At 66.6% G+C, this 25,822-nt stretch carries 20 protein-coding genes; 11 read left to right on the forward strand and 9 right to left on the reverse strand.

Features of this window, described 5'->3' with window-relative positions; all coding sequences use genetic code 11:
• Positions 1 to 71 precede the first annotated feature (71 nt).
• From dusB to ACYQOP_RS15880, 6 genes are all read left to right on the forward strand, one after another.
• The gene (gene dusB, locus ACYQOP_RS15855; RefSeq protein WP_461222998.1) at positions 72 to 1,118 is read left to right on the forward strand and encodes a tRNA dihydrouridine synthase DusB; all 1,047 of its coding nucleotides are present in this window, start codon (positions 72 to 74) and stop codon (positions 1,116 to 1,118) included.
• Entirely contained in the window at positions 1,115 to 2,254 is a 1,140-nt protein-coding gene (locus tag ACYQOP_RS15860) for a two-component system sensor histidine kinase NtrB (protein ID WP_056433362.1), read from the forward strand. The genes dusB and ACYQOP_RS15860 overlap by 4 nt, the downstream gene beginning before the upstream one ends.
• Before the next feature lie 9 nt (positions 2,255 to 2,263).
• Entirely contained in the window at positions 2,264 to 3,727 is a 1,464-nt protein-coding gene (gene ntrC, locus ACYQOP_RS15865; RefSeq protein WP_056157473.1) for a nitrogen regulation protein NR(I), read from the forward strand.
• Positions 3,724 to 4,338: a DUF6886 family protein gene (locus ACYQOP_RS15870; protein WP_461222999.1), complete on the forward strand. Its 615-nt coding sequence runs from the start codon at positions 3,724 to 3,726 to the stop codon at positions 4,336 to 4,338. Before ntrC ends, ACYQOP_RS15870 begins: the two co-directional genes overlap by 4 nt.
• 376 nt (positions 4,339 to 4,714) lie before the next feature.
• Positions 4,715 to 5,899 (forward strand): MFS transporter, encoded by a 1,185-nt coding sequence (locus ACYQOP_RS15875; protein WP_461223001.1) that lies wholly within the window; start codon positions 4,715 to 4,717, stop codon positions 5,897 to 5,899.
• Complete coding sequence (locus ACYQOP_RS15880) at positions 5,896 to 6,327, forward strand: NUDIX hydrolase (protein WP_461223002.1); 432 nt, start codon at positions 5,896 to 5,898, stop codon at positions 6,325 to 6,327. Before ACYQOP_RS15875 ends, ACYQOP_RS15880 begins: the two co-directional genes overlap by 4 nt.
• A gap of 129 nt (positions 6,328 to 6,456) precedes the next feature.
• Here the strand turns inward: ACYQOP_RS15880 and oxlT are convergent, their stop codons facing one another.
• The 3 genes from oxlT to ACYQOP_RS15895 form a co-directional block, all read right to left on the reverse strand.
• Positions 6,457 to 7,731, reverse strand: coding sequence for an oxalate/formate MFS antiporter (gene oxlT, locus ACYQOP_RS15885; RefSeq protein ID WP_056452811.1), 1,275 nt, complete (start codon positions 7,729 to 7,731; stop codon positions 6,457 to 6,459).
• Between the two features lie 62 nt (positions 7,732 to 7,793).
• Positions 7,794 to 8,669, reverse strand: a complete 876-nt coding sequence (locus tag ACYQOP_RS15890; protein ID WP_461223003.1) for a class I SAM-dependent methyltransferase — start codon at positions 8,667 to 8,669, stop codon at positions 7,794 to 7,796.
• A 52-nt stretch (positions 8,670 to 8,721) separates the two neighbouring features.
• On the reverse strand, positions 8,722 to 10,320 hold the full coding sequence (locus tag ACYQOP_RS15895; RefSeq protein WP_461223004.1) for a gamma-glutamyltransferase family protein: 1,599 nt from the start codon (positions 10,318 to 10,320) through the stop codon (positions 8,722 to 8,724).
• Positions 10,321 to 10,536: 216 nt separating this feature from the next.
• Between ACYQOP_RS15895 and ACYQOP_RS15900 the strand changes: the two genes are divergently transcribed.
• The 3 genes from ACYQOP_RS15900 (at position 10,537) to hfq (ending at position 14,646) form a co-directional block, all read left to right on the forward strand.
• Positions 10,537 to 12,858, forward strand: a complete 2,322-nt coding sequence (locus ACYQOP_RS15900) for a sensor histidine kinase NtrY-like (protein ID WP_056433347.1) — start codon at positions 10,537 to 10,539, stop codon at positions 12,856 to 12,858.
• Positions 12,855 to 14,225 carry a nitrogen assimilation response regulator NtrX gene (ntrX, locus tag ACYQOP_RS15905; RefSeq protein ID WP_056433342.1) on the forward strand — a complete coding sequence of 457 codons (1,371 nt, stop codon included), beginning with the start codon at positions 12,855 to 12,857 and terminating at the stop codon, positions 14,223 to 14,225. The genes ACYQOP_RS15900 and ntrX overlap by 4 nt, the downstream gene beginning before the upstream one ends.
• A 166-nt stretch (positions 14,226 to 14,391) precedes the next feature.
• Positions 14,392 to 14,646 carry an RNA chaperone Hfq gene (gene hfq / locus ACYQOP_RS15910; protein WP_003600267.1) on the forward strand — a complete coding sequence of 85 codons (255 nt, stop codon included), beginning with the start codon at positions 14,392 to 14,394 and terminating at the stop codon, positions 14,644 to 14,646.
• A gap of 319 nt (positions 14,647 to 14,965) precedes the next feature.
• Here hfq and ACYQOP_RS15915 read toward each other — a convergent pair whose 3' ends face one another.
• Positions 14,966 to 15,319 carry a hypothetical protein gene (locus tag ACYQOP_RS15915; RefSeq protein WP_461223005.1) on the reverse strand — a complete coding sequence of 118 codons (354 nt, stop codon included), beginning with the start codon at positions 15,317 to 15,319 and terminating at the stop codon, positions 14,966 to 14,968.
• A 372-nt stretch (positions 15,320 to 15,691) separates the two neighbouring features.
• On the opposite strand from ACYQOP_RS15915, the gene hflX reads away from it, so the two are divergent.
• Positions 15,692 to 17,101: a GTPase HflX gene (hflX, locus tag ACYQOP_RS15920; RefSeq protein WP_461223006.1), complete on the forward strand. Its 1,410-nt coding sequence runs from the start codon at positions 15,692 to 15,694 to the stop codon at positions 17,099 to 17,101.
• A 118-nt stretch (positions 17,102 to 17,219) separates the two neighbouring features.
• Here hflX and ACYQOP_RS15925 read toward each other — a convergent pair whose 3' ends face one another.
• Positions 17,220 to 17,792 carry a fasciclin domain-containing protein gene (locus ACYQOP_RS15925; RefSeq protein ID WP_207411453.1) on the reverse strand — a complete coding sequence of 191 codons (573 nt, stop codon included), beginning with the start codon at positions 17,790 to 17,792 and terminating at the stop codon, positions 17,220 to 17,222.
• A gap of 220 nt (positions 17,793 to 18,012) precedes the next feature.
• Positions 18,013 to 18,984, reverse strand: a complete 972-nt coding sequence (locus tag ACYQOP_RS15930; RefSeq protein WP_207411454.1) for a transporter — start codon at positions 18,982 to 18,984, stop codon at positions 18,013 to 18,015.
• A 175-nt stretch (positions 18,985 to 19,159) separates the two neighbouring features.
• On the opposite strand from ACYQOP_RS15930, the gene ACYQOP_RS15935 reads away from it, so the two are divergent.
• Positions 19,160 to 19,462: a hypothetical protein gene (locus tag ACYQOP_RS15935; RefSeq protein ID WP_461223007.1), complete on the forward strand. Its 303-nt coding sequence runs from the start codon at positions 19,160 to 19,162 to the stop codon at positions 19,460 to 19,462.
• 7 nt (positions 19,463 to 19,469) lie between these two features.
• On the opposite strand, the gene uvrA is transcribed toward ACYQOP_RS15935, so the two are convergent.
• From uvrA to ACYQOP_RS15950, 3 genes are all read right to left on the reverse strand, one after another.
• A complete protein-coding gene (gene uvrA, locus ACYQOP_RS15940; RefSeq protein WP_207411456.1) occupies positions 19,470 to 22,472 on the reverse strand; it encodes an excinuclease ABC subunit UvrA in 3,003 nt (1,000 codons plus the stop codon).
• 384 nt (positions 22,473 to 22,856) lie between these two features.
• Positions 22,857 to 24,740 (reverse strand): PAS domain-containing sensor histidine kinase, encoded by a 1,884-nt coding sequence (locus ACYQOP_RS15945; RefSeq protein WP_461223008.1) that lies wholly within the window; start codon positions 24,738 to 24,740, stop codon positions 22,857 to 22,859.
• A gap of 277 nt (positions 24,741 to 25,017) precedes the next feature.
• Complete coding sequence (locus tag ACYQOP_RS15950; RefSeq protein ID WP_207411491.1) at positions 25,018 to 25,818, reverse strand: Crp/Fnr family transcriptional regulator; 801 nt, start codon at positions 25,816 to 25,818, stop codon at positions 25,018 to 25,020.
• Between the last annotated feature and the right edge of the window lie 4 nt (positions 25,819 to 25,822).

The following is a 25,822-nucleotide window of genomic DNA, read 5'->3' on the forward strand; positions in this document are numbered from 1 at the left end:
GGGGCATAGCCTGAAATCAAATCGCGCAAGGCGCTTGCGTCGCCCCGGCGATTGTCTATTTGTTGGGCACAATGAAAGCTGATGATTATTTGAGCGTTCTGCGCTCGGGCGATGGCCAGGGGCAGGCCGGCGAGGGGGCAGGCGCCGCGGCTTCGGTGCCGGTCCTGCTCGCCCCCCTGTCGGGCGTCACCGACCTGCACATGCGTCGCATCGCGCGGCGGCTGGGTGCAAGCGCCGTCGTCTCGGAAATGGTAGCGGCGGCCGAATTCGCCCGTGGGGCGGAGGAGGCGCGCCTGCGGGCCGAGGGGAGCGGGGTCGATCCCCACGTGGTCCAGCTCGCCGGCTGCGTGCCCGAATCGATGGCGGAGGCCGCGCGTTTGGCCGAGGCGAACGGCGCCGATGTCATCGACATCAATATGGGCTGCCCGGCCAAGACCGTCACCGGCGGCGAGGCGGGCTCCGCCCTCATGCGCGACATCGAGGGGGCCACGCGCATCCTCGCCGCCGTCCGCGAGGCGGTGGCGATCCCGGTCACGGTCAAGATGCGGCTCGGCTGGGACCATGCGAGCCTCAATGCCCCCGATCTCGCCCGGCGCGCCGAGGGGCTCGGCCTCGCGGCGGTGACCGTGCATGGCCGCACCCGTCAGCAATTCTACAAGGGCCAGGCCGATTGGGCCGCTATCCGCGCCGTGGTCGATGCGGTCTCGATTCCCGTCATCGCCAATGGCGACGTGGTGGATCTCGCCGGCGCGCGGGCCTGCCTCGCCGCCTCGGGCGCTGCCGGGTTGATGATCGGGCGTGCGGCCGTGGGTCGTCCCTGGCTCGTGGGCGAGATCGCCGCCGGTCTCGCGGGTCGGGCACCGCGTTCCCTCGACGCCGAAGAGAAGGCCGCCCTGGCCCTCGAACATTATCAGGGGCTGATAGCGCTCTACGGCCCCGCCATGGGCGTGCGCCACGCGCGCAAGCATCTGGCGGCCTATGTGGACGATGTCGGCGCCCTCGGCCCGGATGACCGGACACGGCTTCTCACCACGACCGACCCGACAATCGCGGCCGACCTTCTCCTGAGGGCGATGCGGCCCCTGCGCGAGCCGTCCATCACCGAGGAGGCAGCGTGAGCGCGGACAAGGACTATGGCGGAAGGACCCGCCCATTGCCTTCGAGTGAGGCGGTGATCAACGCGCTGCCGCTGCCGGTTCTGACCATCGGCGCGGATGACCGCATCCTTCACGTGAACCACGCGGGGGAGACGTTCTTCGATCATTCCGCCCGGTTGATGCAGCGTCGGCACTTGCGCGACATCATCCCGTTCTCGTCCCCGATCAGCGCTCTCGTGGCCGAGGTGCGCCGCCGCAAGGCGAGCGTCAGCGAATACGGCGTCGAACTGGTTCAGCCGCGCTCCGGCCTAGAGCGCAATGTCGACGTTTTCGCGACCCCCCTCGGCGACGAGGAGGACGCGGTGGTGATGATGCTGCAGGAGCGCACCATCGCCGACAAGATGAACCGCCAGCTGACCCATCGCGGCGCCGCCCGCTCGATGATCGCGCTGGGCGCCATGCTCGCCCACGAGATCAAGAACCCGCTCGCGGGCATCCGCGGGGCGGCTCAGCTCCTCGAACAATCGGGCACCGAGGACGACCGCCTGCTCACCCGGCTGATCTGCGACGAATCCGACCGGATCGTCCGCATCGTCGAGCGGATGGAGCTGTTCGGCGACGAGCGCCCGGTGGAACGCGGCCCGGTCAACGTGCACGGCGTGCTCGATCAGGTGAAGCGTTCGGCCCAGTCGGGCTTTGCCCGGCATATCCGCTTCGTCGAGACCTACGACCCTTCCCTTCCGCCGGTCCTGGGCAATCGCGACCAGTTGATCCAGGTCATCCTCAACCTCGTGAAGAACGCCGCCGAGGCCATCGGCGCCGATGCGGTGGACGGCGAGATCACACTCTCCACCGCCTTCCGTACGGGGCTGAAGATGCAGGTTCCGGGCTCGCGCGAGCGGGTCAGCCTGCCCATCGAGGTCGCGGTGCGGGATAACGGGCCGGGGGTCTCGGCCGAGCTTTTGCCCGACCTGTTCGACCCGTTCGTGACCACCAAAGCCCAGGGGTCCGGCCTCGGACTTGCATTGGCTGCCAAGATCATCGGCGATCACGGTGGCATCGTCGAATGCGATCCGGTGCCGCGCCGCACCACTTTCCGTCTCCTCCTTCCCATGTCGAGCGCCCGTGACGGGCGCGAATCGGTCGTGGAGCAATAGAGTCGCGTCATGCCCAACGGCCACATCATCGTCGCGGACGACGACGCTGCGATCCGCACCGTCCTCAACCAGGCCCTGTCACGGGCGGGCTACGAAGTCCGCTCGACAGGCAATTGCGCCACGCTCTGGCGCTGGGTCGCGCAAGGGGAGGGCGATCTCGTCATCACAGACGTGATGATGCCGGATGAGAACGTGTTCGACCTGCTGCCGCGCATCAAGCGCGTCCGGCCGGAACTGCCGATCATCGTCATGAGCGCGCAGAACACGTTCATGACCGCGATCCGCGCCTCCGAGCGCGGGGCCTACGAATACCTGCCCAAGCCCTTCGACCTGAAGGAGCTCATCGCCATCGTCGGCCGGGCGCTCTCGCGGCCGCGCGGCACGCCCGCCCCCGGCGCCGATCCGGGCAACGAGGACATTCCGCTGGTGGGCCGTTCGCCGGCCATGCAGGAGATCTACCGGGCGCTGGCCCGCCTGATGCCCACCGACCTCACGGTGATGATCACCGGCGAGTCGGGCACCGGCAAGGAGCTGGTGGCCCGCGCGCTGCACGATTATGGCCGTCGCCGCTCCGGGCCGTTCGTGCCGGTGAACATGGCGGCGATCCCGCGCGACCTCATCGAATCCGAACTCTTCGGCCACGAGAAGGGTGCCTTCACCGGCGCGCTCTCACGCTCGGCCGGGCGGTTCGAGCAGGCGGAGGGCGGCACGCTCTTCCTCGACGAGATCGGCGACATGCCGATGGAGGCCCAGACCCGCCTCCTGCGCGTGCTGCAGCAGGGCGAGTACACGACGGTCGGCGGCCGGGTCCCGATCAAGACCAATGTCCGCATCATCGCGGCCACCAACAAGGACCTGCGCGTCTCGATCCAGCAGGGCATCTTCCGCGAGGATCTGTTCTTCCGGCTCAACGTCGTGCCGCTGCGCCTGCCCGCGCTGCGCGAGCGCTCGGAGGACGTGCCCGATCTGATCCGCCATTTCTTCATCCTGGTGGAGAAGGAGGGCCTCAGCCGCAAGCAGCTCGACGGCGAGGCGATGGAGCGCCTGAAGCGCTATCGCTGGCCCGGCAACGTGCGCGAACTCGAGAACCTCGTCCGCCGCCTCGCGGCCCTCTACCCGCAGGAGACGATCACCGGCCCGGTCATCGAGGCCGAGCTCGACACGCTGCCGCTGGCCCAGCCACAGGCCAACGGGTCCGGTGCGCGCAAGGCCGGCGCGGCGGACAACGAGACGCTGTCGGCCGCGGTGGAGCGGCATCTCGCCGAGTATTTCAGCGGTTATCGCGACACGCTGCCCCCTCCCGGACTCTACCACCGAATCTTACGCGAGATCGAAGGCCCGCTCATCGGCGCGGCGCTCGCCGCCACGCGCGGCAACCAGATCCGCGCGGCGGAACTGCTCGGCGTCAACCGCAACACCCTGCGCAAGAAGGTGCGGGACCTCGACCTTCAGGTCTTCCGCAACGCACGGTGAGCCCGCGCGACACGTCCGGCGAACCAAAGGACCTGTTCCATTTCGGCGAGGACCCGACGATCCGGGTCTTCGCGCCGCGCCCCGTCCGCGTCGGCGTGGATCGCGGACAGGCGGGAGCCTGGCTGAACGGCCCCCTGGTCTGGGCGATCGATGCAGCCCACAGCCTGCTCTACCTGTTCCCGCGCGACTGCCCCCGGATCGTGATCTGGCCGACCGAACGGACCACGCCGGAGGATCGGCGTGCCTGGTTCGGCGACGTCACCGGCCGCGCCGTCGCCTATGTGGAGGAGGCCTGGTCGGAGAGGATCGCGACCGCCGCGATCCAACGCTACCGGATGCCGGCCGAGACCTTCGAGCCCACCGGAGAGCCCGGCACCTGGGTCTCGCGAAGCCCGGTCGTCCCGATTGGCCACGACACGATCCGGGACCTCCCCGCCGCGATGACGGCGCAGGGCGTCGAACTCCGCCCCCTCCCGCGCCTCACCCCCCTGGCGCCGATCTGGCGCTCAACCCTGCACGCCAGCGGCATCCGCCTCCGGAACGCGCAGGACTGGGTCACGCCGGAGGGCGGACCGCCGAGGCCGATCGCTGGTGTTTGTGCGGTGAAGTGATGATCGAGTTGACCGGAACGGCTGGTGAAACAACAGCCTCTCGCTCCACAAGAATGGCGCACGGCAATATTTGCGATGAATTGCTGGGCAAACCCAAAAGTCTAGATTGCCCTTCTCGACTCATAATTAGCAAAAACCTGAAACAATACCTGTCATGATGCGTTGTGGAAAACTTTTCACAATCAATTTGATATCCATTCGGTTCGTCGATTGATTTTATAGATATCTCTTTAGATACGTACGAAGAAATGTCACTTAATTAATGCGGAACGGCAAATCACAACAAACACTTCCTAAGTGTGATGTTGGCGCCACTCGATAAAGTTCAAAAAACCATTATTCGATCGCCTGACGCGTTTGTCCGAGGAGAGAACGTTTGGCCGAGGATCATGGTCGCTCTCCATTCCGGACATGGCTTTCGATTTCGGTGCTCGGCATCGCCGCGTTCACGATGGTCTCGACCGAATTCGCCCCTATCGGGCTGATGTCGCAGATGGCTGGCGATCTCGGCGAATCCCAGGCCACGATCGGCCTTACCGTCACCCTCTACGCCTGGTTCGGAGCCCTCAGCGGTCTTCTCGCGCCGACACTTGTCGGACGCGTCCCGCGCAAAGCTCTCCTGATCGGACTGATGCTCGTCATCGCCGCGTCGAACGCGATCGCGCTTATGTCGCCGTCCCTGGAGGCGCTGTTCCTCGCCCGCCTCGTCGGGTCCGTGGCACACGGCATCTTCTGGGCGACGGTCGCCGCCTTTGCCATGGACATCGCCCCGCCTCACCGAACGGGGCTGGCGACCTCCATCGTCTTCGGCGGCATTTCCGTCGCCACGGTCATGGGTGTTCCGGCGGTGAATATGGCGGGGCAGGTGATGGGATGGCGCGGAGCCTTCGGCGCGCTTGGGCTGCTCGGTCTGCTCACGGCCGTTTCGATGATGGTGACGCTTCCCAACCTGACGACATCAACGCGCGGCCGGGAGGCGACGCTCGCCGATGCCATCGGTCAGCGGACGCTCCGACCGATCTACGCCATCACCGCGCTGATCGGGGCGGTTCATTTCTCGGCCTACACCTTTGCCGAACCGTATATCGCCGCGCTTCCGGGCATCCTGCCGACGACGGTCCCAATTTTCCTCTTCGCCTTCGGTGCGGCAGGCCTTCTCGGCAGCGTTCTCGGCGCATTGTTGATCGATCGCTTCCTGCACGAGGTCATCCTGTGTGCGCTCACGGCGATGGGAATGGCCCTGATCCTCATGGGAACGTCGAGCACGGCACTCGGTCTTCTCGGCGTCGGAGCATGCCTCGTGGTCTGGGGCGCGGCGATCTCGATGCTTTTCGCGACGTTGCAGACCTGGATTTTGAAGGCAGCGGGCCCGCTGGCGACGCCGGCGGCGGCCATTCACACGGCCATCCTGAACGCGGCGATCGGCATCGGCGCCATGGCGGGATCCGCCCTGCTCGATCGATGGGGGCCCTTCACCGTCATGCTCGGTGCCGGGATTGGCGCGATCCTGACCCTGGGCTTCGCCCTCATCCCGCAGGGACGGAGGAGACAGACCATTTGAAAAATTCCCTGCCCGACGGAGCGCCCGTCATTCGCATCGCGGCAGCGTTGATCTTCGATTCGCACGGCCGAACGCTCCTCGTTCGAACGCGAGGGTCCTCGTTCTTCATGCAGGCGGGAGGAAAGATCGAGCCGGGAGAAACCCCGCTCGCGGCTTTGGGGCGAGAGCTGAAGGAAGAGCTGGGCGTGGAGCTTCCGTCCGAAGCATCCTATCTCGGCCGCTTCGTCGCGGAAGCCGCGAACGAAGACGGCCACTGGGTGGACGCCGAACTTTACGGCTTCGACATCGGCCAACCCGTCTCTCCCGCAGCCGAAATCGAAGAGGTGGTCTGGGTTTCCATGACGATGCCGCCAACGATCGAGCTTGCGCCCCTGACAGCCAACCAAGTCATTCCGCTGGCCCGGCGAATGCACCTGTCAAAGTTGTAAATCGCACTTCATCGAGCAGACAAAGATCGATGGGCGCCATACGGCAAAGCGCGGGCGGGTTTCCCCGTCCGCGCTTCGAAAGATCAACCCAGCCGCGAGGGTCAGGAGGTGGGTGTCAGGACGTGGGTGTCAGGCCATGGCGGGCTTGGCCGTCATGGCGCGTGTCTCGCCGAGACCGAGCCAGTTCCGGCGCATGGGCTTGAGGACGAAGTAGGCGAGGATCGCGGTCAGCACGTCGAGGGTGATGATGATCGCGAAGACCGGGAGCCAGGAGCCCTGGACCAGGTAGATCCAGGCGGCGATCGGTCCGCCGAAGAGCGAGCCGATGCCCTGCGCCATGTAGAGGAAGCCGTAATTGGTGGTGGCGTGCTTGGTGCCGAACGTGTCGGTGAGGATCGAGGGGAACAGCGAGAAGATCTCGCCCCAGGCGAAGAAGACGACGCCCGAAAGCAGGGCGAAGGCGTAAGCGTTCTCGCGGAAGACGAGGAGCAGCGCGATGGCCACCGCCTCGGCGGCAAACGCGATGCCCATCGTGTTCTCACGGCCGATCTTGTCCGAGACCCAGCCGAAGAAGGGCCGGGTGAGGCCGTTGGTGATGCGGTCGAAGGTGAGGGCGAAGGGCAGGGCCACGAAGCCGAAGATGATCGCGTCGGCCACGCCGAAGTCGCGGGCGAAGGACGCGAAGTTCGCCACCACCATCAGGCCGCCGGTGGACATCATCGTCATCATCGCGAACATCAGCCAGAACAGAGGCGTCTTCAGCATCTCCTTCGGGGCGGTGTCGTGGACACAGGTCGAGAGGTTGCGGGCCGGGGCCGGCAGGACCTCGTCGGCGCGGGGAGCCCTCAGGCCGAGGGCGGCCAGCGCGCCGATGACACCGAGGATGATGCCGAACACCGTCAGCGTGTGGCGGTAGCCCGAGGCGGTGAGCATGTCGCTGATGGGGAAGGTGCTGAGCATCGCGCCCATGCCGTAGCCGGCGGCGACCACGCCCACGGCGAAGCCCCGGCGATCGGGAAACCATTTCACCATCAGGCCGACGATGCCGACATAGACGATGCCGGTGCCGAGACCGCAGAACAGGCCGTAGGTGGCGTAGACGCCCCAGAGCGTGTCGACGCGGGCGGCCAGCACCCAGCCCAGGCCCGAGAGGATGGCGCCCAGCGCGATCATCAGCTTGGGGCTGAACCGGTCGATCAGGTAGCCCTGGACCGGCGAGAAGAAGGTCTGCAGCACGATCAGGATCGTGAAGGTCCATTGCAGCTGCGGCAGGCTCGCGCCCGTCGTCGCGATCAGCGGCTTGGTGAACAGGGTCCAGACGTATTGCGGGCTGGAGATCGCCATCATGGCCACGAGGCCGAGGCCGAGTTGGATCCAGCGCTGCCGGGAAAGATTCGTATCCATTATGCACTCCATGCTGCGGGCACGGAGACGCAAAGTGTATACCAATTGAACCGACGGGGTCGTCAGCCTGTGGCGGAGACCAGCCAGCAACCCGCATTCAGGGCGACGGCCCCTGAGACGGTGCGCGTCGCGAAGTCGTCGCTCACCCTGCGCAGAGCGTCCTCGCGAATCGATGCCGGCTGATCGCGCAGGAGTCGGGAGACGGGGCCGAGTTCGGTGGCGAAATCCGCGGCGGCCTCCGCCGCGGTGGGGCCCGCGCCGTCACCGGACCGGGCGAGGGTGAGCGGGCGGTCGACAGCCTCGACGGTGATGTCACGGAAGCCGGCCTCTGCCAGCACGGCACGAATGGTCTCCGCTTCGGCGAAGCGGAACGGACCGGGCGCGTCCGGCGGACCCGGCTCGGGTTCCGGTACGAGGGGCAGGACGAGCTCCCTCGGCACGGTGATCCAGGGATTGTCCTCGATCCGCCGCCAGCACAGGAAGGTCAGGCTGCCACCGGGAACCAGGGCCTTACGGATGTTGGCGAAGGCGGCGGCGGAATCGTCGAAGAACATGATTCCGAAGCGCGAGATCGCGTGTTCGAAAACCGCCGCGCCGAAATCGTGGCTCTGCGCGTCCGCCTCGATGAACGCGATCGGCGCGCCGGCGGAAGCCTCGGTTCCGGCCCGCTCGCGCGCGACGGCGAGAAGGGGCGCGGAGAGATCGGCCGCCACCACATGTCCCCCGGCACCGAGACGGCGCGCGGCGGCGATGGCGCAATCACCGGCGCCGCAGCCGATATCCAGCACCGAGCCGTCCACCCGAAGGCGTGCCGCATCGAGCAACGCGGTGGTGAGGGGCGCGAAGACAGCGTCGATCCGGCGCTGGTTGCGGGCCCAGCGCGCGCCGACCTCGCCGTTCCAGTACTCGCGCTGGGTGATCCCGCCATCCGCCATCATGAACCGTCCGGTCTCTGGGTCTCGATCGTCCGATCCCCGGCGGGGACCCGTCTCACAGGCCGGCCGAACCGCCATCCGAGCGTGGATCGTGGACCGCCTCGATGCGCCCGTTGCCGGGATGGCGGACCAGCATGCCGGCATGGCCGAGGGAATCGATGTAGGAACCGCCGAGTTCCTCGATCTCGTGGCCCATCGAGCGCAGCTCGGCGATGCAGGCCGGATCGAACCGGTCCTCCACCTTCACGCTCAACGATTCGGCACCCCATGTGCGCCCGTAGAGCAGCCGCGGCGCGTCGACGGCCTCGGCCGGGCTCATGCCATAGTCGGCATACCGCGAAAAAATCTGGGCCTGGAATTGCGGTTGCCCGTCGCCGCCCATGCTGCCGTAGGACATCACGCGCCCGTCGTCGAAGGCGGCCAGTCCGGGGATCAGGGTATGGAACGGCCGGCGCCCCGGCTCCAGGGGGTTCACCGCGCCCTTGTCCAGGGAGAACGAGGTGCCGCGGTTCTGCCAATGGATGCCGGTCTTCGGCAGGACGATCCCCGAACCGTATTCCCAGTAGATCGACTGGATGTAGGAGACGGCCAGACCGTCCTTGTCGATGGCGCCCATCCAGACCGTGTCGCCGTCGCCCGGTCCCCGGAGGGGCACGGAGGCGGCGCGGCGCATGTCGATCTGAGCCGCCTCGCGGTCGAGGCGTTCCGGGGTGAGGAAGCTCGCCGGATCGACGCTCAGCCGGTCGTAATCGGTGACCGTGCGGTCGCGGATGGCGAAGGCGCGCTTCGTCGCCTCGATCAAACCGTGATACTGCGCCGTGCTCTCGGGCCGCGAAATCTTCAGCCGGTCGAAGATGCCGAGGATGATGAGCGCGGCGAGGCCCTGGGTGGGCGGCGGGAAGTTGTAAAGCACCGCGTCGCGACGGCGCAGCGACAGGGCCGCCCGCTCTCGCGGCGCATAGGCTTCGAGATCGGCCCGCGTCACCGGCGAACCGAGGCGGTCGAGATCGGCGGCGATCTCGCGGCCGAGGTCGCCCCGGTAGAAATCGTCGAGCCCCGCATGGGCTAATTGTTCGAGCGTATCGGCGAGGGCCGGCAGGCGCCGGGTCACGCCGGCGGCGAAGGGCTTGCCCCCGTCGAGGAAGGTCTGCGCGAAACCCGGCTGGTCGTGCAGCGTGTCGATCTCCTTCGGCACGTAGCGCGCCTCGGAGGGCGACACCGCGCAGCCCTGGCGCGCGTGTCGGATCGCATCGGCCAGCAAGGTCTCGAGGGGGAGCCGGCCGCCCAGCGCCTTGGCGAGGTCGAGGGCCAGACGCCAGCCGCCGATGGCGCCGGCCACGGTCAGGGCCGCATCCGGCCCGCGCGAGGGGATCGTCTCATGGCCCTGGCTGCGATAGCGAGCGACCGTGGCGAGAGACCCGGCAGGACCGCAGGCCTCGATGCCACGCACCCGGCCGCCCGGTTCGCGAACCAGCCAGAACCCGTCGCCTCCGATGCCGTTCATATGCGGATAGACCACGGCGATGGTCGCCGCCATCGCCGCCATCGCCTCGATGGCGTTGCCGCCTTGCGCCAGAACGGTCTGTCCGGCGGTGGCGGCCAGGTGGTGAGGCGCGGCAACGGCGGCGGAGGAATAGACGGGCGTCTCGGGCATCGTGAACTCGGTGTGAGGAAAGGCGTGAGGATAATGTATTTTTACGCTCGGTCGACAGTGACCTGTCCCTGGCAAGAACCGGACGCAGCCTGCTGCGGCAGCATCGGTTTCACCGCTCGAAGCGTCGTGTGAGGCCGCGCTGCATGAACGTTTTCCGCCGATACGCCTGCCCGATTCGTATTAATTTCGCCACACTGTTGTGGCGACGCATCAGCCATGGCGTGGCTTCGACGTTCCAGACAATCGGCCGCCTCGGGAGACGACGTCTCCCCGCAGGGCGAGCCCGAACCGCATAACAGACGGGCGCCGCCGCGCGGGCCCGGCTGGGTCGGTGCGCTCGTCGTCAGCACCGCCCTGGTCTCGGCCATCGCGACCTTCCTGATCCTCGCCGGGGTCATCCGGGTCACGCCGACGCCGACGATCGGCCTGACGCTGCTGGGCATCAACGTCTTCCTCGTCCTCAGCCTGTTCGTCGTCATCGGCTGGGAGGCGCGGGTCTTCCTGCATGCGCGCCGGGCCAATGCGGCCGTGGCACGCCTGCATACCCGCATCGTCGGGCTGTTCAGCCTCATCGCGATCCTGCCCACGGTGCTCCTGGCCGTCGTGGCGGCGGTGACGATCGATCGCGGATTGTCGCTGGGCTTCACCGACCGCGTCCGCGACGTGGTGCTGAAATCCGTCGAGGTGGCCGACGCCTACCAGGAGAACCAGTGCCAGTCGCTCGCCCGCGAGATCCGCATCCTCAACGACGACCTCACGCGGGCGCGGCCGAATTTCGACGTGAACCGGCAATGGTTCGAGAACTTCCTGACCACACGGGCGACGGCGCTCGGGCTGCCGGTCGCCGAGATCATGCGGGGGCCGAACGAGGTCGTCGCCCGGGCCAAGATCGACATCCTGAAGGAACGCCGGCTCCCCTCCGCCGCGGCCTTCGAGGAGGCGGCCAAGTCGAACGAGACGATCTGCCTGCGGCCGAGCGAGGGTCGGATCTTCGCCGCCCTGCTGCAGATGCCCGCCTATGACGGGGCCGTGCTGCTAGTGCAGCGCGAGGTGAGCCAGCTCGCCGTCGACTTCCCCGGCGTCTCGCGGGCGGCGGCGGCCGAGTATCTGACCTACGATTCCCTGAAGCGCTCGATCCAGATCAGCTTCGCCTCGATCTTCGTGCTGATCGCACTGATCGCCCTGCTGTCGGCGGTCTGGTTCGGCCTCAACTTCGCCAACCGGTTCGTGGCGCCGATCCGCCGGCTGATCAACGCGGCCGACCAGGTCGCTTCGGGCAATTTCTACGCCCAGGTCCCGGCCCGGAAGAGCGACGGCGACCTCGCCCATCTCGGCGAGAGCTTCAACAAGATGACCCAGGAGCTGCGGCGCCAGCACGATGGGCTGACGGCCGCGAGCGAACTTATCGACCGCCGCCGCCGGTTCACCGAAGCGGTGCTTGCCGGCGTCTCGCCCGGCGTCATCGGCGTCGACGCGGCCGGCCTCGTCACCATCGCCAACCCCTCCATCGAGCGCACGCTCGGGCTCAAGGCGGACGCGATCATCGGCAAGCCGCTGGTCCAGGCGGTGCCCGAGCTTCAGGCCATCCTTCCCGAGGGAGGGGAGGGCCGCCTGCGCGCCCTCCAGCAGCAGATCCAGCTGACCCGCGACGGGCGCGAGCGCACGGTCACCGTGCGCGTCACCAGCGAGCAGGCCCAGGGCGGCGCCCGCGGCTTCGTGGTGACGCTGGACGACATCACCGACCTCGTCACGGCCCAGCGCACCTCCGCCTGGGCGGATGTCGCCCGCCGCATCGCCCACGAGATCAAGAACCCGCTGACCCCGATCCAGCTCTCGGCCGAGCGCATCCGGCGCAAATACGGCAAGGTCATCGTCGCGGACAAAGACGTGTTCGACCAGTGCACGGCGACGATCATCCGCCAGGTGGACGAGATCAAGCGCATGGTGGACGAGTTCTCGTCCTTCGCGCGGATGCCGAAACCCGCCATCGCCCGGAACGACCTCAGCGAGATCGCCAAACAGAACCTGTTCATGATGCGGGTGGCGCATCCCGACATGGAGTTCGGCTTCACCGAAGCCGGGCAGGACCGCCTGCATGCCGCCTTCGACATCAGGCTCCTGTCGCAGGCGATCACCAACATTCTCAAGAACGCGGTCGAGGCCGTTTCCGCCGTGCCCGAGGCCGAACTGGGCAAGGGCCGGGTCGATCTGCGCCTCCTCGTCGAGGAGGGGTTCGCGGTGATCGAGATCACCGACAACGGCAAAGGCTTCCCCGTCGAGGGGCGCCAGCGGCTGCTCGAGCCCTATATGACCACCCGCGAGGGCGGCACCGGGCTCGGGCTCGCGATCGTCAGCAAGGTGCTCGAAGAGCATGGCGGTGGCATCGAACTGAACGACAATCCAGAGGGCAGGGGCGGTCGCGTGCGGATGCGCGTGCCGCTCGATACCCAGGAAAAGAAGCCGGAGGGGACACCTTCCGCGCAGGCTGAGAAGGTTGCCGCACAGACGGCACCCCCAATCGCGGAGATGACGTCATGAGCGCCGATATTCTGATCGTCGACGATGAGGCCGACATCCGCGACCTCGTCGCCGGCATTCTCGACGACGAAGGCCACCGGACCCGCACGGCCGGAGGCTCCGACGAGGCGCTCGCCGCCATCGAGTCGCGTCGCCCTCACCTCGTCTTCCTCGACATCTGGCTGCAGGGTTCGCGCCTCGACGGGCTGCAGGTGCTCGACCAGATCAAGCTCGGGCATCCCGACCTGCCCGTGGTGATGATTTCGGGCCACGGCAACATCGAGACGGCGGTGGCCGCCATCAAGGCGGGCGCCTACGACTTCATCGAGAAGCCGTTCAAGGCCGATCGTCTGGTCCTGGTCGCCGAGCGTGCCCTCGAAGCCTCCCGCCTCAAGCGCGAGGTGCGTGACCTCAAGGCGCGCTCTGGCCAGGCGAGCCGGCTCGTCGGCGGGTCCGTGGCGGTGAACCAGCTGCGCCAGACCGTGGAGCGGGTGGCCCCCACCAATGCACGCGTGATGATTCTGGGCGCGCCGGGTTCGGGCAAGGAGCTCTCGGCGCGGACGCTGCACGCCTCGTCGACCCGCGCGAGCGGTCCGTTCGTCGTCATCAACGCGGCGATGATCACCCCCGAGACCATGGAGGCCGAGCTGTTCGGCGTCGAGGCCGGTGAGGGCCGCGCCCGCCGGGTGGGCGCCCTGGAGGAGGCCCATGGCGGCTCCCTCTATATCGACGAGATCGCCGACATGCCGCGCGAGACCCAGAACCGCATCCTGCGAGTTCTGGTGGACCAGAACTTCCAGCGCGTCGGCGGCACCACCCGCGTCCATGTGGACGTGCGCATCATCTCCTCCTCCTCGCGCGATCTCGCCGAGGAGATCGCCGCGGGCCGCTTCCGCGAAGACCTGTTCCACCGCCTTTCCGTGGTGCCGATCCGGGTGCCGTCCCTGTCCGAGCGGCGCGAGGACGTGCCGGAGCTCATCAACTTCTTCATGGAGCAGATCTCGACCGCCACGGGGCTCGCCCGCCGGCGCATCGCCGAGGACGCCATGGCGGTGCTGCAATCGCACGATTGGCCCGGCAACATCCGTCAGCTGCGCAACAACGTCGAACGGCTGATGATCCTCACCCATACCGACCCGGAGCAGGAGGTGACCTCCGAGATGCTTCCCACCGAGATCGGCGCCCTGGTGCCGACGACGCCGAACGGGGCGGGCGGCGAGAAGCTGATGAGCCTCGCCTTGCGCGAGGCGCGCGAGATCTTCGAGCGCGAATATCTGATCGCGCAGATCGCGCGATTCTCCGGAAACATATCGCGGACCGCCGAGTTCATCGGGATGGAACGCTCGGCCCTGCACCGCAAGCTGAAGTCGCTCGGCATCGGCCCCTGAGGGCCCGGGCGACCTTCACCTTACATGTACGTGCCCCTTGCATGTGCGTGACAATGAACGTGTAATAGTCGAGGTTGTCTGTTTTCACCGGTCTGCTACGCATTCAAACCAACAAGAACCCGCCAGTCACGGCGGGCGGCAGGTTTATAAGAAGGATTAATAAAAAATGGCGGGCGAACGCGCTCAGAACCTGCAGGACACGTTTCTCAATCATGTCCGCAAGAACAAGATCCCGCTCACGATCTTCCTCGTCAACGGCGTCAAGCTCCAGGGCGTCGTGACCTGGTTCGACAACTTCTGCGTCCTCCTGCGCCGGGACGGTCATTCGCAGCTCGTCTACAAGCATGCGATCTCGACGATCATGCCCGGCCACCCGGTTCAGTTGTTCGAGCCGGACGAGACGGCGCCCGAGAAAGCCTGACCTTCCCGTGCGGTGAGGCGGAAAAGCCCGGCTCGACCTTCGTCGAACCGGGCTCGCATCTCACGACGGGATCAGGCGCAAGACGGGCTTACCAGCCCCATGCCGGACGACAATGCAGGCCGCCATACGGACCGCGCCAGCAGGCGCCGCCGCCATAGGCGCCCCATGGGCCGGGATGCCAGAAATGACGCGGGCCCCAGCCGGGTCCGTACCACCAATCGATGAAGAGGCTCGCGCTCTTGCCCGAAACGGGCGGCTTATCGCCGAGAACCTTGACGGTGTAGGTGAGGGTGTCGCCGTTGAGCTTCGGATCGGTGAGTTAGACGACGGAGAGCTGTGCCTCGCCGTTGACATCCACCGACAATGTCGCGTTCGGCGGGTCCTTCTGGAAGTCGCTCTTTCCGGAGGTCCAATAGTCGACGAACTTCGCCGTGGCCGCGTCGCCGGTCATGCGCTCGGGCCGGTCGGTGAACATCAGGGTCTGCGGCGCAACACCCTTGAGCGTCAGGGTGTTGCCCTCGAACGTCACGGAATCGGCGGTCTGGACGAACAGCCAGTTCGCGGCCGGCATGGCGATCTTGGTATCGGACTTCGCATCCGGAACAGGCTGGGCCTGCGCTGCGGTGCCGAGGATCGACAACGCTACGGCCGCCAAAAGAGAAATAGTTTTCATATGCTAACCTTCGGTAATATTGACAGGCCTGCCTCAGGCCGGTCGATAAGCCGCGTTAGCCCTTACGATCCGATTAATGCGGTCCTTATACATGCCCCTACATTGATATTTGCCCACGGATCGGATGGCGCCGCCCTTGAGGTTCCGTGGGCGACGAGCCGGCATTCCTGCGCCCCGCCCGGACACTGTCAATGGAGCCTCGGCTCCCCCATATGAGTAGATCTCATGACACTCGCGACGAGTGAGTGCTTCTCCTCCGAGCAGGATGGCGCAGCGGGAGTTTTGTGAGAGACACGAGATCCGCGCTTTTTTCGCCGACCCGGCATCCCCGTCGGCGGAGAGCGCTCTAAGCCCGATGGGCAAGGGAACTTCATGAGCGAACCTATGCTTCCCGGAGAGGCACGGCTGCAGGCGATGGCCGCCCCCGAGGGAGACATCGCGGCGGCAACCCATACGCTCGTCGTAGGGCCGTATCTCACCCGTACTTCTCTCTTGAGGAACGGCAGCCAGACGCAGGAGCCGATGCGTTCCAGCGAGGCGCGGATCGACGAGGCGGCGGGTCTCGCCGTGGCCATCGAGCTGGACGTCACCGAAGCGATCATCGCGCCCGTCTCCCGCATCCGCCCCTCGACCTATCTCGGCAAGGGCCGCGTCGAGGAACTGGCCGGGCGGATCAAAGCCGAGGAGATCGGGCTCGTCGTGATGGATTGCGCACTCTCGCCGGTGCAGCAGCGCAACCTGGAAAAGGCGTTCGGCTGCAAGGTCATCGACCGCACCGGCCTGATCCTCGAAATCTTCGGCCGTCGTGCCTCGACCCGCGAGGGCACGCTACAGGTCGAGCATGCCCACTTGGCCTATCAGCGGAGCCGGCTCGTACGGTCCTGGACCCACTTGGAACGGCAGCGCGGCGGCTTCGGCTTCCTCGGCGGCCCCGGCGAGACGCAGATCGAGGCCGATCGCCGGATGATCCAGGAGCGGATGACGAAGATCGAGCGCGAGCTCGACAGCGTCACGCGCACGCGCGGTCTCCACCGGGAGAGCCGCGCGCGGGTGCCGTACCCGATCGTCGCCCTCGTCGGCTACACCAATGCCGGCAAGTCGACCCTGTTCAATGCGCTGACCAAGGCCGAAGTGATGGCCAAGGACATGCTGTTCGCCACCCTCGACCCGACCGCGCGCGCGACGAAGCTGCCGCATGGCGAGACGGTGATCCTCTCGGACACGGTGGGCTTCATCTCGGAACTGCCCACCGCCCTCATCGCCGCCTTCCGCGCCACGCTGGAGGACGTGATCGAAGCGGATATCCTGCTGCATGTCCGCGATGTCAGCCACGTCGATTCGGAAGCGCAGGCGGAGGATGTCGGCGATGTCCTGCGGGAACTCGGGATCGAGACGACGGCCGAGCGAATCATCGAGGTCTGGAACAAGGCCGACCTGCTCGACGATTCGGAGCGGACACGCCTCCTCAACCTCAGCGCCCAGGGGCGCAACGACCGGGACAGCGACGTGCCGATCCTGGTCTCGGCCCTCACCGGCGAGGGTCTGGCGGCCCTGTCCGGCCGGATCGAGGCGCGGATCGCCAAGCGTCGTTCCACCTTCGCCGTGACCCTGGCGCCGGAGGATGGGGCAGCGCTCAATTGGCTGTACGAGAATGCCGAGGTCCTCGACCGGCGCGCCGAGGAGGCGGGCACGATCCACTTGGCCATCCGCGTGGCACCCGAGAAAGAGCCGCGCTTCCTCAACCGCTTCGCCAGTGCACGCAAGCTGAGCCGGGCAGAGTAGCCGGTCATTCAGTACTCGCGTCCCGATCGGGACGCTCCAGCGCGAGCGGACTCGATAAAAAAACCCCGGCTCTCATCGAGCCGGGGGAGGGAGTCGGTTTCGGGTCTGAAGAAACGTCTTACGGCTGCAGCACGCTGTTGATGACGTGAATCACGCCGTTCGACTGCATCACGTTGGCGATGGTCACCTTGGCGGTGTTGCCCTTCGCATCCGTGAGAAACACAGCCTTGCCCTTGGTCTGAACCACGAGCGGCGCGCCCTGTACGGTCTTGATCTGGCCCTCGCCGCCGCCATCCTTGGCGATCTTCATGAGGTCCTTGGCGGTCAGGGTGCCGGGCACGACGTGGTAGGTCAGGATCGCGGTCAGCGTCGCCTTGTTCTCGGGCTTCACCAGGGTCTCGACGGTGCCGGCCGGCAGCTTGGCGAAGGCGGCATCGGTGGGCGCGAAGACGGTGAAGGGGCCAGGACCCGAGAGGGTCTCGACGAGGCCGGCAGCCTTCACGGCGGCGACGAGGGTGGTGTGATCCTTCGAGTTCACCGCGTTCTCGACGATGGTCTTCGACGCATACATCGGAGCGCCGCCGACCATCGGGTTCTTGGCGAGGGCGGCCACCGGGAACGCGGCGCCCATGGTGAAGGCGAGGGCGACGGCGGCGAAGGTGGAGGCCACGGGGCGACGGGCGTTGGTCATGGAGCGTTCCTCTTGAGTCATGCCCCTTCGGAGGGGGTCATCGCTCGTTACGGAGCCCGGAAGAGGAAAGTTTCGGGAAAGCTGCAGAAAGTCGTGGTCGTGTTAGATACGGCGGGAAGCGAGCACCTGCTCCAAAGCAAAAGCCCGCCCGACCAGGAGGTCGGACGGGCTTTCGTGATCTGCACGGCGACGAGGATAAACCTCGCCACTGAGTACGAGATCAGTACTTGCGGATGATCGGGGCCGGAGCAGCGGCGACCGGGGTCGGCGAGTACAGCGGCACGATCAGGCGGCCGGAGATCTCGGTGCTGTCGAAGCTGGTGGTCGCAACGGTGCGGGCGACGTAGACCTGCGCGGTGGCGAAGCCGAAGTCGTAGCCGACGAGGCCACCCATCAGGAACCGGCCACGATCGTTCAGGGCGGCGTTGATGATGCCGCCAGCCTTGGCGCCGGTGTCGAAGTTGACGGTGCCGTAGGCGATGGCGCCGATCTCGAACTTGCCGAACTTCTTGGTCGCGGTCAGGTCGAGGTTGAGGGAGTCGGAGAGGGAGTAAACGGTAGAGAAGCCAGCCCGGTTGGGGTCACGGCCACCGCCGAAGGAGGACGGCGAGTCGTAGATGTTGGCGGTCAGGTTGGCGGTCAGGTTGTAGCCATCGCCGGTGTAGCTGCCGGCGACACCGAAGCGGTAGGTGTTCGACGAGAGCTGGGGCAGCACTGCCGTGGAGGCAACGACACCATTGTTCTGGACGAGAACGCCGCGGTCGCCGTTGAGCTCGTTCAGGTAGACACCGCCGAGCAAGCTGACGCCGAAGTTGTTGCCGAGATCGAAGGCCCAGATGCCGCCGACGAAGGTGCCGACGTTGATCGAGAGATCGCGCAGGCCGGTCGAGCCGCCACGGTTGCCGAAGGCGAACACGGTCGGGGGAGCGACGAGGAGCTCGATGCGGCCGCCGAGCGGAACCAGCGGGGTCGACCAGACCAGCACGGGGATGTTGATCCCGACGTCCAGAGCCGAGTTGTCACGCGACTGGTAGACGAAGGTGTTCAGGGCGTAGATGCCCTCGGGAAGCGGCGCGCCGGTGGCGAGGCCGACCTGCTCGCCGGGGATCGTCGTGGTCTGTGCGTAGGAAGCCGAGGCGGTCATGCCCATGGTCAGCGCGAGTGCGCCGGTGGCGAGCCAGTTCTTCGTCATTTTCTAGTCCTTCCCAAGGATTTCAGGCACTCGCCGCGCAGACCTACGCACCATCTTGCCGAGCGCCGCATTCTTGCGGCTTCCTGGCTTTTTGTGCGTAGGGCCCCCCTTGCGGCCCGAATTCGTGTCTCAACGCTGAGAACTATTCTACAGGTCGGATCGGAATGACAGTCCAATGCTTCGGATCGAGGCAGTTCCAAATCCACCGTTGCGGAAAAGCCGCAATTTGGGCGCGCTGCAGCGCAAGGTTTTGTTAACTTTCTCGGCAGAATTGCCTTGGGCATGGCGTCGCATTGAGCAACGCATTGGCAAAATAACGCTGGGCCATCAAGCTGTTGCGAGCGACTGTATCAACGGGACGATTGCGCAAACGCGGGAGGCGGTTTGCGCATCGCAATTCCTGATCGCAGGCAGCCTGTGCGCCGCAACAGAGCCCCGGTTCCCCGCGCCGGACGAATCACGCTCGGCCGGCGCGTGAAGCCTGCCTATTCCGCCGCGCTACGGCCCTTCGCAACCACGCTGGCGGTCGCCTCGGCGAGCGGCCGGCGGGCCAGCACGTCGCGCAGGAACCGACCGGTATGGCTCGCCTTCGATTTGGCGATCTGCTCCGGCGTCCCTTCGGCCACGACGATGCCGCCGCCATCGCCACCCTCGGGACCCATGTCGATGACCCAGTCGGCGGTCTTGATGACTTCGAGGTTGTGCTCGATCACCACGACGGTGTTGCCCTGGTCCACGAGTTCGTGGAGCACCTCCATGAGCTTGGCGACATCGTGGAAGTGAAGGCCCGTGGTCGGCTCGTCGAGGATGTAGAGGGTGCGGCCGGTGGCCCGTTTGGAGAGCTCCTTCGATAGCTTCACCCGCTGCGCCTCGCCGCCCGACAGGGTTGTCGCCTGCTGGCCGACCTTGACGTAGCCGAGGCCGACCCGCGCCAGGGTCTCCATCTTCTCGCGGATCGTCGGTACGGCCTTGAACAGGTCGGCCGCCTCCTCGACGGTCATGTCGAGGACATCTGCGATGGAATGGTTGCGGTACTTCACCTCCAGGGTCTCGCGGTCGTAGCGGCGGCCCTTGCACACGTCGCAGGTGACGTAGACGTCCGGCAGGAAGTGCATCTCGATCTTGATGACGCCATCGCCCGAGCAGGCCTCGCAGCGCCCGCCCTTCACGTTGAAGGAGAAGCGGCCGGCCTGGTAGCCGCGCGCCTTCGCCTCCGGCAGGCCCGCGAACCAGTCGCGGATCGGGGTGAAGGCGCCGGTATAGGTCGCCGGGTTGGAGCGCGGCGTGCGCCCGATGGGCGATTGGTCGATGTCGATGACCTTGTCGAGATTCTCCAGCCCGTCGAGACGCTCGAACGGGGCCGGGTGCTCCATCGCGCCGTTGAGGGATTTGGCCACCGCCTTGTAGAGCGTGTCGATGATGAGGGTGGACTTGCCGCCGCCCGAGACGCCCGAGACGCAGGTGAAGGTCCCGAGCGGGATCTCGACGCTCACATCCTTCAGGTTGTTGCCCCGCGCGCCGACGAGGGTGAGCTTGCCCTTCTTCGTCTTGCGCCGGGCTGTGGGCACCCGCACGCTCATCTCGCCCGTCAGGTACTTGGCGGTGAGCGAGGCGGGGTTCTTCAGCACCTCCTCGGGGGTGCCCTGGGCGATGATCTGCCCGCCATGGATCCCGGCACCGGGGCCGACATCGACGACGTAATCGGCCTGGAGGATCGCATCCTCGTCGTGCTCGACGACGATGACGGAATTGCCGAGGTCGCGCAGGCGCTTCAACGTGCCGAGCAAGCGCTCGTTATCGCGCTGGTGCAGGCCGATGGACGGTTCGTCGAGGACGTAGAGCACCCCCGTGAGGCCGGAGCCGATCTGCGAGGCGAGGCGGATGCGCTGGCTCTCGCCACCCGAGAGCGAGCCCGAGCCGCGCGCCAGGGTGAGGTAGTCGAGGCCGACATCGACCAGGAAGGTCAGACGGTCGCGGATCTCCTTCAGGATGCGGAAGGCGATCTCGTTCTGCTTCGGCGTCAGCTTCTCCGATAGTTCGGAGAACCAGCGATGCGCCTCGCGTACGGAGAGCGCAGTGACGTCGCCGATATCCTGCATGGCGACCTTCACCGCCAAAGCCTCGATCTTGAGGCGCTTGCCGCCGCAGGAGGCGCAAGGGGTCTCGCTCATGAAACGGGCGATGTCCTCGCGCGAGGCGTCGCTCTCGGTCTCCTTGTAGCGCCGCTCCAGGTTCGGGATGACGCCCTCGAACGGCTTGTTCACCTCGTAGGCGCGCATGCCGTCGTTATAGGCAAAGCGGATCGACTCGCGGCCGGAGCCGTAGAGGATGACCTTGTGCGCCGTCTCCGGCAGGTCCGACCAGGGCGACGTGGTCTTGAAACCGTAATGCCCCGCCAGGGCGTCCAGGGTCTGTCCGTAATAGGGCGAGGTCGATTTCGCCCAGGGGCCGACGGCCCCGCGCTTGAGGCTGAGCTTGACGTCGGAGATGACCAGTTCGGGGTCGATCCGCATCTCGTGGCCGATGCCGCCGCAGGTCGGGCAGGCGCCGAACGGGTTATTGAACGAGAACAGGCGCGGCTCGATCTCGGCGATCGTGAACCCCGAGACCGGGCAGGCGAAACGCGACGAGAAGGTGATGGTCTCGCCCTCGGCCGGATCGGCGAATTCGATCAGCGCGATGCCGTCGGCCAGTTCCAGGGCGGTCTCGAACGAATCGGCGAGACGCGCGGCAATGTCGGCGCGGACCACGAGCCGGTCCACCACCACGTCGATATCGTGCTTGAGCTTCTTGTCGAGCTTCGGCGCATCGTCGATCGGGTAGTATTCGCCGTCGATGCGAAGACGCTGGAAGCCCTTCTTCTGGAACTCGGCGATCTCCTTGCGGTACTCGCCCTTCCGGCCCCGAACCACGGGGGCGAGGAGATAGAGCCGGCTCTTCTCCGGCAGGGCCAGTACCCGGTCGACCATCTGGCTCACGGTCTGGCTCTCGATCGGCAGGCCGGTGGCGGGCGAGTAGGGGATGCCGACCCGCGCCCAGAGCAGGCGCATGTAATCGTAGATCTCGGTGACGGTCCCCACAGTGGAGCGCGGGTTCTTCGACGTCGTCTTCTGCTCGATGGAGATGGCCGGCGAGAGCCCGTCGATCTGATCGACATCGGGTTTCGACATCATCTCGAGGAACTGACGGGCATAGGCCGAGAGCGATTCGACGTAGCGGCGCTGGCCTTCCGCATAGATCGTATCGAAGGCGAGCGACGACTTGCCGGACCCCGAGAGGCCGGTGAAGACCACGAGCTTGTCGCGCGGAATCGTGAGATCGATGTTCTTGAGGTTGTGCTCGCGCGCGCCGCGCACGGCGATGACGCGACGGTCGGGACTTCCCTCGAACAGCTTCTCGATCCGCGCCTCGACGCTCTCTTCCTGTGCCTGCGCCGCTTGGCTCTTCAGGCCCCGTGGTGTCTTGGCGGCGGCTTTTGCTTTGGCCATTGGGTCTCTTCGGCGGCAGGACTTGGCGGAAAGGAGGATCGGCGACGACGCGCGGGGATCGTCTCCGGGACGTCATGCGGCGAGGTCGAAGACAACGGTCCCGCCACCGGTCGCCATGTCGGGCGCACGGGCCGGGCGGGCAAGACGCACGCCACGCATATCCGCCACCCAGCTAGAACAAAAAGCGTACAGCTACAATATCGGCGCTGAATTCTGCGCTCGGGCGGACGCTCGCCAAGCTCTCGCGACCGAACGCACCATGGAAGTGGGACACGCTCCTCTGCTGGAGCGGCACCCGACCGCGGTGGGTCGGCACGCATTTCCAGGCCTTCGTTTGTCGCGCTCCTGCTCGCCGAACCGGCAACCACTTCGGCGCAGAACGCCCTAGACGCTCGTCTGAAACCCGCCGAGGGGCGCGACGACCCGGCAGATCAGCCCATCGGGCTCGTAGGCGAGGGAGACCTCGCCGCCGACGGCGCCGGCGAGCCCGCGTTCGATGAGCCGTGAGCCGAAGCCCTTCCGCGTCGGGGGGCTCACGGGTGGCCCGCCATGCTCGGACCAGACGAGGTGGATCGTGTCGTCGTCTCCCACCGCGACCACCCGCCATTCCACGACGACGCGGCCGTCCGGCCTGGAAAGGGCGCCGTATTTGGCGGCATTGGTGGCGAGTTCGTGCATCATCAGGGCGAGCGACAGGGCCGCCTTGGAGCCGATGACGATCTCGGGCCCCGACAGATCGAACCGCCCCGGCTGCTGGTCGTCGTGAAGGGACAGGGCGCTCTGCAGGATCGTCGAGATGGCGGCGCTCTCGCGCTCTCCGGTCAGCAGGATGTCGTGGGCATTCCCGAGGGCGATCAGGCGCGCGGCCAAGGCATGCTTGGCCGCTTCCACATCGGTGACGTTGCGCAGACTCTGCGAGGCGATCGCCTGAACCATCGCGAGGGTGTTCTTCATGCGGTGGCTGAGTTCGCGGTTGAGAATCCGCTGCTGCTCGTCCGCCTCGATCCGGATCAGGCTGCTCCAGGCCCGTTCCGCCACCTCGCGGACGAAGGCGATCTCGTGCGGCGTCCAGGAGCGTGGCGAGGCCTCCGTCGCATAGAGCACGCCGACGAGGCGACCGCGCTGGAGCAGGGGGACGGAGATCACCGCCTGCACACCCTCCGCGATGTAGAGTTCCGCATCGCTATCGAGGTCGGGGGAGGTCGCGAGATCGTCCACCGCGAGGATCTCGCCGCGCCGCAGGCCGGCGATACTGGCGGGAAATTCCTCGAGCCGCAGGGTCCGGCTCGGAAAAGTCTGTCCGTCCGAGGACCAGGAATGCGCCACCGTCACCAGCCCCGCCGGAAGGTCGACCATGCCGTAGCCGGCCCGCGTCGCCCCGAGGGCGCGGCCCAGGATCTCCGCCGTCATGGCCACGACATCGGCGTTCGAGCGCAATTCACGCAGGCGGTCGCCCAGGCTGATCAGCGCCTCGCGACGGGCATCCGCGCGTTTCTCCTCGGTGATGTCCTCGATCATCGCCATGGCGTGAACGGCGTCACCCAGGGTCTGGGAGACGAGGTTCACCCTCGCCCAAATGATCCGGCCGTCGCGTCTCCGGTAGCGCTTCTCGAACCGGTCCTGAAGGGTCTCGCCGGTGGCGAGGCGGCGATGCAGGTCGTCGCGCGCATCCGCATCCTCGGCGGGGGTCCATTGGGCGAGGGAGCGACCGACGATCTCGGATTCCGGCGCACCCCAGATCTCGCAGAGCTTGGCGTTGACCCTGAGCGCCAGGACGCTGCGGGGATCGAACTGGACGATCCCGATATTGGCACCCTCGAAGACCGCGCGGAACTGAGCCTCCAACTTGCTTCTGACGGTGACGTCGAGCATCGCGCCGACCATCCGCACCGGCGCGCCCAAAGCATCGCGGACGAGATATCCGCGGTCCAGCACGTCGGCATAGGCCCCGTCTCCCTTGAGGAAACGGTACTGGCAGCTCCACCTGTCCGAGCCTCCGTCGAGAAAGGCATTCAGCCCGGCGGAGACGATGGCGCGGTCATCGGGATGGATGTTGCCGAGCCACCAGTCGGAGCCGGGACCGATATGGGCAGGCCGCCAGCCATAGGACGTCTCGAGCGCCTCGTTCCACAGGATGGCGTCGCGCAGCAGGTCCCAATCCCAGACGACATCGTTGGTCGCCCTGGCCACGAGGCGATAGCGCTCGTCGGTCGACCACCGATCGAGGGAGGCGGCACCACCGCCGATGCCAACGGCACCGTCGGTCATACCACCGGCCGCGGTCCTTACCGGCGAAGGAAGATCGCGACGACTCCCTCGGAAGGGTGGAGGTACATTCGCAGTGGTCATCGGATGCGGGTCTGATTCCGTCGATCGCCATCACATGAAATGCAGTCGGACCTCGCAACGAACAAGTCTCGCCACGAGATTTCGCGAGATCCTCCCCACCCACAGCGTATCGAACTCGGATCGGAGACTTGTCCCGGCACCTGTGCCCGGGATCGGAAAGCCTCGTCCCCCCGAGCGGACATCGAGCGATGCCGCCTCAGACAGCCGCTGCCGGGACGGGATCGTCCTGGCTCGGCTGCGTCGGAGGATCGACGAAGAGCATCCGCCCGTCGGCATCGTAGACGGCCCCGAGCACGGTCTCGAAATGGCTCACCACGGCGCCATGGCACTCGCAGGCCGCCTCCTGGATCTTGGCCCGGTCGAGAATGGTGATCCGGCCGCGCCCCACCTCGATCAGCCCCTGTACCTGCAGGGTGCGCAGGATCCGGGTCAGGTAGGTCCGCTGCACGCCCAGCATGTTGGCCAGGAGTTCGTGGGTCACGGGAAGCGTTTCGGTGCCGATCCTGTCCTGCAGCGTCAGCAGCCAGCGCAGGCATCGCTCCTCGATCGGGTGGAGGGCGTTGCACGCCACGGATTGCAGCACCTGGCCGAGGAGGCAATCGGCGTAACGGGTGAAGAGGTTGCGCAGCGTGGTCGAGCGAAGCTTGGCGTCCTGCAATTTCGCGGCATCGAGCCTGAGGACCGGCCCGCCGATCTGCACCAGGGCCGTGCTGAATGCCGGAAGGCTGCCGTGACTGACGACGCCGCCCACGGCGCCCTCCCGGCCGATCGTGGCCGTCTCGGCGCTCCGGCCGTCACGCATGGAGACGATCAGGTTGATGACCGTCTGATCGCAGGGAAAGGAGATGTACGAGACCCGGGACCCGACGGAGAACAGAACCTCCCCGCGCCGAACGACGGTCGGTTCGAAATAGGGCATGAGAAGCCCGCGATCCTCCCGGGACAGCGCCTTCAGCAGGAGATTGCCTTCGATGAAGGACTCTGTCGACGGGAGCATCTGA

The sequence above is a fragment of the Methylobacterium sp. CM6247 genome (assembly GCF_054817925.1).